Annotated in this window: 6 protein-coding genes; 1 reads left to right on the top strand and 5 read right to left on the bottom strand. The window is 73.3% G+C overall.

All coding sequences use genetic code 11. The features are described from left to right. Positions 1–80: 80 nt before the first annotated feature. The 5 genes from ACFU6K_RS27115 to map all read right to left on the bottom strand — a co-directional run bounded on the left by ACFU6K_RS27115 (position 81) and on the right by map (position 6,336). Positions 81–2,390, bottom strand: coding sequence for a transglycosylase domain-containing protein (locus ACFU6K_RS27115; protein WP_380667264.1), 2,310 nt, complete (start codon positions 2,388–2,390; stop codon positions 81–83). Positions 2,391–2,590: 200 nt separating this feature from the next. Next, positions 2,591–4,138, bottom strand: a complete 1,548-nt coding sequence (locus ACFU6K_RS27120) for an alpha/beta hydrolase (RefSeq protein ID WP_380667266.1) — start codon at positions 4,136–4,138, stop codon at positions 2,591–2,593. 163 nt (positions 4,139–4,301) lie between these two features. Continuing rightward, positions 4,302–4,727 carry an acyl-CoA thioesterase gene (locus tag ACFU6K_RS27125; RefSeq protein WP_380667268.1) on the bottom strand — a complete coding sequence of 142 codons (426 nt, stop codon included), beginning with the start codon at positions 4,725–4,727 and terminating at the stop codon, positions 4,302–4,304. A gap of 120 nt (positions 4,728–4,847) precedes the next feature. Then, a complete protein-coding gene (locus ACFU6K_RS27130) occupies positions 4,848–5,543 on the bottom strand; it encodes an HAD-IA family hydrolase (RefSeq protein WP_380667270.1) in 696 nt (231 codons plus the stop codon). A gap of 25 nt (positions 5,544–5,568) precedes the next feature. Continuing rightward, on the bottom strand, positions 5,569–6,336 hold the full coding sequence (map, locus tag ACFU6K_RS27135) for a type I methionyl aminopeptidase (protein ID WP_380667272.1): 768 nt from the start codon (positions 6,334–6,336) through the stop codon (positions 5,569–5,571). A 98-nt stretch (positions 6,337–6,434) separates the two neighbouring features. Between map and ACFU6K_RS27140 the strand changes: the two genes are divergently transcribed. Continuing rightward, on the top strand, positions 6,435–6,704 hold the full coding sequence (locus ACFU6K_RS27140; RefSeq protein WP_380667274.1) for a helix-turn-helix domain-containing protein: 270 nt from the start codon (positions 6,435–6,437) through the stop codon (positions 6,702–6,704). Positions 6,705–6,753: the final 49 nt, after the last annotated feature.

The following is a 6,753-nucleotide window of genomic DNA, read 5'->3' on the forward strand; positions in this document are numbered from 1 at the left end:
TGAGTACGGGTACTCAGGCAGGGCCGGGCGGTTCACCGGTCGTCGGGGTCACCGGTCCGACGGGGCACTGGTCCGACGGGTCACTGGTCCGACGGGTCGGTGGCCCCCGGCGGGACGGACGGCGCGGTGCGGCCGGTCGTCGGGCCGGTGTCGCGCGGCCTGCCGGTGTTCCCCGGGCCCCCGGTGGCGGGCGCGCCGCTGCAGGTGACCGAGCCCGGCGAACCGCTGGAGGTGGTGCAGTTGGCGTCGCGCCGGGGCGGGTCCGGGATGCGGACCGTGGTGAACGGCTTCTCCGGCATGCTCCGGACGGCGTCGCTCATCGCCTGCTGCCAGATCGGCCCGGGGCCGGTGGCGCCGAAGACCTCGGCCTGGTACTTGCCGCCGATCCGGATGTTGCGCATCGGCACCTTGGTGCCCGGGCTGCCCAGCCAGACCGAGCCCGCCAGGTTGCCCGTGTAGCCGGTGAACCAGGCGGACTTCTTCTCGTCCGTCGTCCCGGTCTTGCCGGCGATCTGGCGGCCGTCGTCCAGGCCGAGGTCGCGCGCCGTGCCACCCTTCTCGGTCACCCCGAGCAGCACGCTGTTGATCACGTCGGCGGTGTCCTCGGACATCGCCGGGGAGCACCGGACCGGGGGCACCGGGACGTCGGTGCCGTCCACGGTGGTGATCCGGTTGATCGCCAGCGGCGCGCAGTAGGTGCCCCGGGCGGCGAAGGTCGCGTACACGTTGGCCATGGTCAGCGGGCTGACCTCCTGGGTGCCGAGGCCGAGCGCGGGCAGCTCCTGGAGCGGCTCGCCGTTCGCCTTGCCCTCCATGCCGAGCTTGTTGGCCATCTGCTTGACCGCGCAGAGGCCGATCTCCTGCTCCATCTGCACGAAGTAGGTGTTCACGGAGAGCGCCATGGCCTGCTTGAGCTCGTACGGGCCGACCTCACCGGCGCTCTCGTTGGGGATGGTCCCCTCCTTCTTGCCCCTGCTGAGGTTCTTCCAGGTGCCGTCGCAGGTCTTCATCGTCGGCCAGTCCATCCGGTTCGGCGAGTCGTACCGCTGGGTCGGCGACAGGCCTGCCTCCAGGGCGGCGGCGGCCACGATCGGCTTGAAGTTGGAGCCGGGCTGGAAGCCGATGCCGCCGCCCATCGCCGCGTCCACGTTGTAGTTGACGACGGTCTCGTTCTTCTCCTTGGCCAGGCCGTACGGGCGGGTCTGCGCCATCGACAGGATCTTGCCGCTGCCGGGCTCGACCATCGTCATCGCGGCCGAGACCGGGTCGGTGACGTACACCCTGGTGGAGACGGCGTTCTGGGCGGCGGCCTGCTTGTCCGGGTCCAGCGTGGTGTAGATGTTCAGGCCGCCGGTGTCCCACAGCTTCTTGCGCTCGGCCGAGCTCTTGCCGAACACCGGGTCCTGCTTGACCACGTGCCGCACGTAGTCACAGAAGAAGCCCATGCCGGCCTTGGCGGTGATGCAACCGTTCTGCGGGTCCCGGTAGTTGAGGCCGAGCGGGGCGGCCTTCGCCTCCCTGGCCTGATCCGCGGTGACGTGCTTGTTCTCCACCATCTTGTCGATGACGGTGTCGCGGCGCTTCTGCGCGGCCACCGGGTGCAGCTTCGGGTCGTACTGGGACGGGTTCTGCACCAGCCCGGCGAGCATCGCCGCCTCGGGCAGGCTGAGGTCCTTGGCGTCCTTGCTGAAGTAGCGCTGGGAGGCGGCCTGGATCCCGTAGGCCTGGTGGCCGTAGAAGGTGATGTTGAGGTAGTTGGTGAGGATCTGCTCCTTGCTCAGGTCCTCCTCCAGCTTGATGGCGTACCGGAGTTCCTGGATCTTGCGGCCGAGGGTCTTGCGCTGCGCCTCGCGCACCGCCTCCGCGTCGTCCCCGGCCTTCTCCACGTTGACGTTCTTCACGTACTGCTGGGTCAGGGTGGAGGCGCCCTGCACGGCGGCGCCGCTCTCCGCGTTCTTGGTGATCGCGCGCAGGATGCCCTTGAGGTCGACGGCGCCGTGCTCGTAGAACCGGGCGTCCTCGATGTCCACCTGCGCCGTGCGGATCAGCGGGGACATCTGGTCGGCGGGTATGACGGTGCGGTCGCGCTCGTAGACCTTGGCGATCAGGCCGCCGTTGGCGTCGAAGATCTGCGTCGCCTGGCTCAGCGGCGGGGTCCTGAAGTCGTCGGGGATGCTCTCGAAGCCCTCGGCGCCGTTCTTCGCGCCGAGTCCGACCGCCCCGGCCGCCGGGAGGATCAGGCCCGCCAGCAGCACCCCGCCCAGCACGCTGGAGCCGAGGAAGGTGGCCGCGTGGCCCAGGATGCCGATCGGGGTCTCGCGGCGCCTCGGTCGCGGCACCCAGGTGTCGCCCGGGTCCGAGGCGGCGGGTATGCGGCTCTTCGGTGACATAGATCGAACATTACGGCCGTGAACAGGCCGTGGGGAGCGGGTGTTGGCGAAGGATTGTCACAAAATCGCGACGGATTCGACTCATTCCCGAGGGTCGAACGGGCGTGCACGCCGGGGCAAGGACCGTTCGTCCACGGCCCGTTGCCCCCGCGCGCCGCTCGTCCGGCCTCGCCCGACCGGCGCTGCCCGGCCGAACTCGCTCAGCCGGCCGGGCAGAAGACGTCCCGGGCCGGGCGGTGGCCGGTGACCAGGTAGTCCGTCACCACCTCGTCGCCGCAGGCGTTCCCGTTGGCCCGGTACACGCCATGGCCGCCCGAGTCCACCGTCACCATCCGCGCCCGGTCCCCGAACGCCGCACGCAGCTTGAGCGCGCCGGTGTACGGCGTCGCGGGGTCGCGCAGGTTCTGCGCGAGCAGGACGTTGGACGGGCCCCGGTCGGTGACCCGCACCGGCGGCTCGGCGGGCGCGAACGGCCAGAAGGCGCAGGGCATCACGTTCACCGGCAGGCCGGCGGTGAGCGGGCGGGCGGCGCGGTCCGCGGTGACGGCCTTGGCGTAGCCGGCCGGGTCGGCGGGCCACCGGACGTCGTTGCAGAGCGTCCCGACCGAGACGGCGATGGTGTTCTGCACCGCCGCCTCCGGCGGCACCATCGGGGCGGGCAGCGGACGGCGGCCGAGACCGGCCAGCATCAGCTCCGCCAGCTCCGGGAAGTGGGCGTCCGCGTTCATGCTCTCCAGCAGGGTCTCGCGCAGCACGTTGCCGTTCAGCTCCGCCGGGTTGGCGCCCGGCCAGGGCAGCGGGGCCCGGTCCAGGCGGGCGGCGAGGTCGAGGAAGAGCGGGCGGACCTCCTCGGGGGTGTCCGCGACCCGGCCCGGATTGTCCGGCGCGGACGCCCACGTCGCGAAGTCCGGGAAGCGGTCCTCGACGCCCCGGCCGAAGGCGTCCAGCCAGCCGCGCCCGACCCGCGACGGGTCCGGGTCGTCGTTGCTGTCCAGCACGACCCGGTCGGTCCGCTCGGGGAACATGGTGGAGTAGACGGCCCCCGCGTAGGTGCCGTACGAGAGGCCCCAGACGGAGAGTCGGCGCTCGCCGAGGGCGCGGCGGATGCCGTCGAGGTCGCGGGCCTCGTTGGCGGTGGAGATGCTGCGCAGCACCGGGCCGCCGTTGCGGGCACAGGTGTCGGCGACGCGGCGGGCGGTGGCCAGGTTCCCGTCGATCGAGCCGTCGGCGGCCGGCCAGGGTCGCAGCTTGACCATCGCCAGGTCGGCGGGGTCGAGGCCGCAGCTGACCGGGGTGGAGCGGCCGACGCCGCGCGGGTCGAGGCCGACCACGTCGTAGCGGTCCCGGACGGACTGCGGCAGTCGCCCGGCCATGCCGTGGACGAGGTCGAGACTGGAGCCCCCCGGTCCGCTGGGGACGGCCAGCAGGACGCCGCGGCGCAGGCCGGGCTCGGCGGCGGTGATCCGGGAGACGGCGAGGGTGATGCGGGCGCCGTTCGGATCGGCGTAGTCCAGCGGGACGGTGACCTCGGCGCACCGCTGGGGGCTGTCGGCCGGGGCGCCCGGACACGCGGCCCAGGCGAGGGCGTCCCTCCCGGGCTTCGCGCTCTCGGCCGCACCGGCGGGCAGGGCGCTCAGCGCGGTCACGGCCAGGGCGGCGGCCGCGGTGACCGCGGCGGTGGTGGTGCGGGCGGGTGTGGTGCGGGCGGTGATGGTGCGGGCGGGTGTGGTGCGGGTGGGTTTCGTCATGCCCAGGAGTCTGCTGGGGCACGGGACTTGGGACCATGCGGGCAGCGGGCCGGTCGGGGGTGGGGAAATCCCCCCGGGCGTCGGGGACGGGGCGGAGACCGCTTCCGGCCGCGGTCTCCGGCCGCACAGGGTGGGGGGGTGGTGGGGCGCAGTCCGGTCCGGCTCAGAGGCCGAGCAGGCCCGGGTCGGCGGCCAGCGCGCGCAGCGGCTCGCGCGGGTCGGCGACCAGCCTGCGCTCCGCCAGGTCGAGGATGCCGCCGACGCCGGTGATCTCGGCGGCCAGCACGCCGTCCTCGCGGACCAGCCGCTGCACCACCTGGAAGGTCTTGCCGTCCCGCCAGGTGAACGAGCAGCTGACCGCCACCGAGTCGCCCGCGCGCAGCTCCCGCAGGTACTTGACCGTGGTCTCCAGGACCACCGGGCCGACCCCCTTGGCGACCAGGTCCGCCTGGCGGATCCCGGCCGCCAGGAGGTACTCCCAGCGGGCGTGCTCGGCGTACTGGAGGTAGACCGCCTGGTTCAGGTGCCCCTGGGAGTCGGTCTCGTACCCGCGGACGGTGATGTGCGTGGTGAAGTCCTGATCACTCATGCCCCGCACGGTACTCCGGGCCCCCGGGGCACCACCTCGTGTCCTCCGTCACCCCGAGCGGACGGACTTGCCGGTCTTCCCGACTGCCCCGGTTCACCCGGTTCACCCGGTTCACCCGCCTCACCCGGACAGGACGGCCAGCAGCGGCGTGAGGGCGTCCGGCCGCCGGTCGACCGGCAGGTGCTCGACGGGGTGGAAGCCGCAGCCGAGCGCGGTCGCGCCGCCGTCGCAGGTACGGTCGTCGCCGACCATCAGGACGTCCGCCGGGGCGAGGCCGAGCCGCTCGCAGGCCGTCTCGAAGATCACCGGGTCGGGCTTCTGCGCGCCGACCTCGTACGACAGCACATAGACGTCGACCAGCTCCTCCAAGCCGTACGCGCGGAAGACCGGGCGCAGGTCCCAGCCGATGTTGCTCACCACGGCGACCGGCACGCCCCGGCGGCGCAGCTCGCGCAGCACTGGGGCGGCGTCCGGGTACGGGCGCCAACTCGCGGGCGCCAGATGGGACTCGTAGAGGGCGTCCACGTCGAGGGCCGCCGGCGGCTCGGCGGCGCGGGTCAGCGCGGTGTACGCGGCGCGGTGCAGCTCGGGGGTCAAGTCCCGGGTGTCCCAGGCCTGCTGGACCTCCGGCGGAACGCGGCGCGGCGGCACGCCGCCGGGCAGGGCACCGAACTCCTCCAGCCGGGCCACCAGTTCGGCCTCCTCCCGGGCCGGCAGGGCGAGGCCGGTGGCGGCGAGGTGGGCCGCCAGCCACTCGGCGGTGGAGACGACCCTGAAGAGGGTTCCGGAGAAGTCGAACATCACAGCTTTGGTCATGGGCCCGAGCCTAGGGCGTGTCCGATCAGGGCAGGGTGAGGATCCGCGGGCCGTCCTCGGTGATGGCGACGGTGTGCTCGACGTGGGCGGCCCGGGCGCCGTCGACGGTGCGCAGGGTCCAGCCGTCCGGGTCGGTGCGGTGGTCGTCGCGGCCGCCGGCCAGCAGCATCGGCTCGATCGCCAGCACCAGGCCGGGGCGCAGCGGGTAACCCCGGCCCGGGCGGCCCTCGTTGGGCACGTGCGGGTCCTCGTGCATCCGGCGGCCGATGCCGTGGCCGCCGTAGCCGTCCAGCAGGCCGTACCGGCCGGAGCGGGCGACGGCGCCGATGGCGTGGGCGATGTCCCCGGTCCGGTTGCCGACCACGGCGGCGGCGATGCCGGCCTCCAGGGCGCGCCGGGTGGTCTCGATCAGGGCGGTGTCCTCGGGCCGGGCGGTGCCGACGGTGAAGCTGACGGCCGCGTCCCCGGCCCAGCCGTCCAGGAGGGCGCCGCAGTCGATGCTCACCAGGTCGCCGTCGCGCAGCCGGTAGCCATCCGGGATGCCGTGCACCACGGCGTCGTTCACCGAGGCGCAGATGACGGCCGGGAACGGGACGGGCGCGAAGGCCGGACGGTAGCCGAGGAACGGCGAGGTGGCCCCGGCCGCCTTGAGCACACCCCGCGCCACCTCGTCCAGCTCCAGCAGGCTCACCCCGACCGCCGCCTGCTCCCGGACGGCCGCCAGCGCGTCCGCCACCACCCGCCCGGCCTCGCGCATCGCGGCCAGCCCGGCGTCCGACTTGAGTTCGACCATGGTGGTTCTCTCCCCTGGATCCAATTCTTATACCGGTATTTGTATCACGGTCGGGAGGGGTGGAACGCCATCGAGTAGGAGGGCCTAGACTCGTCGCCATGGTGAGGACTCCGCTGACCCCGTGGGAGCGCGAGCGCGGCGAGCACTTCGGGGCGCTGCTGCGCGAGGCGCGCGGCGAGCGCAGCATGGTCGAGGTGGCGGCGGTGGCCGGCGTCTCGGCGGAGACGCTGCGGAAGATCGAGACCGGCCGCGCGCCGACGCCGTCCTTCTTCACCATCGCGGCGCTGGCCTTCGCGCTCGACCTGTCCCTGGACGAACTGGCGGCCGCGTGCGCAGCCTCGGAGGACGGCGAGGCGCTCTCCGCCTAGAGCGCGCGTATCCGCCCGCCGCGAACCGACGGACGGCGACGGCCCGCCC

Origin of the sequence: Kitasatospora sp. NPDC057512 (assembly GCF_042802135.1) — a bacterium.
GTDB lineage: Bacteria > Actinomycetota > Actinomycetes > Streptomycetales > Streptomycetaceae > Kitasatospora.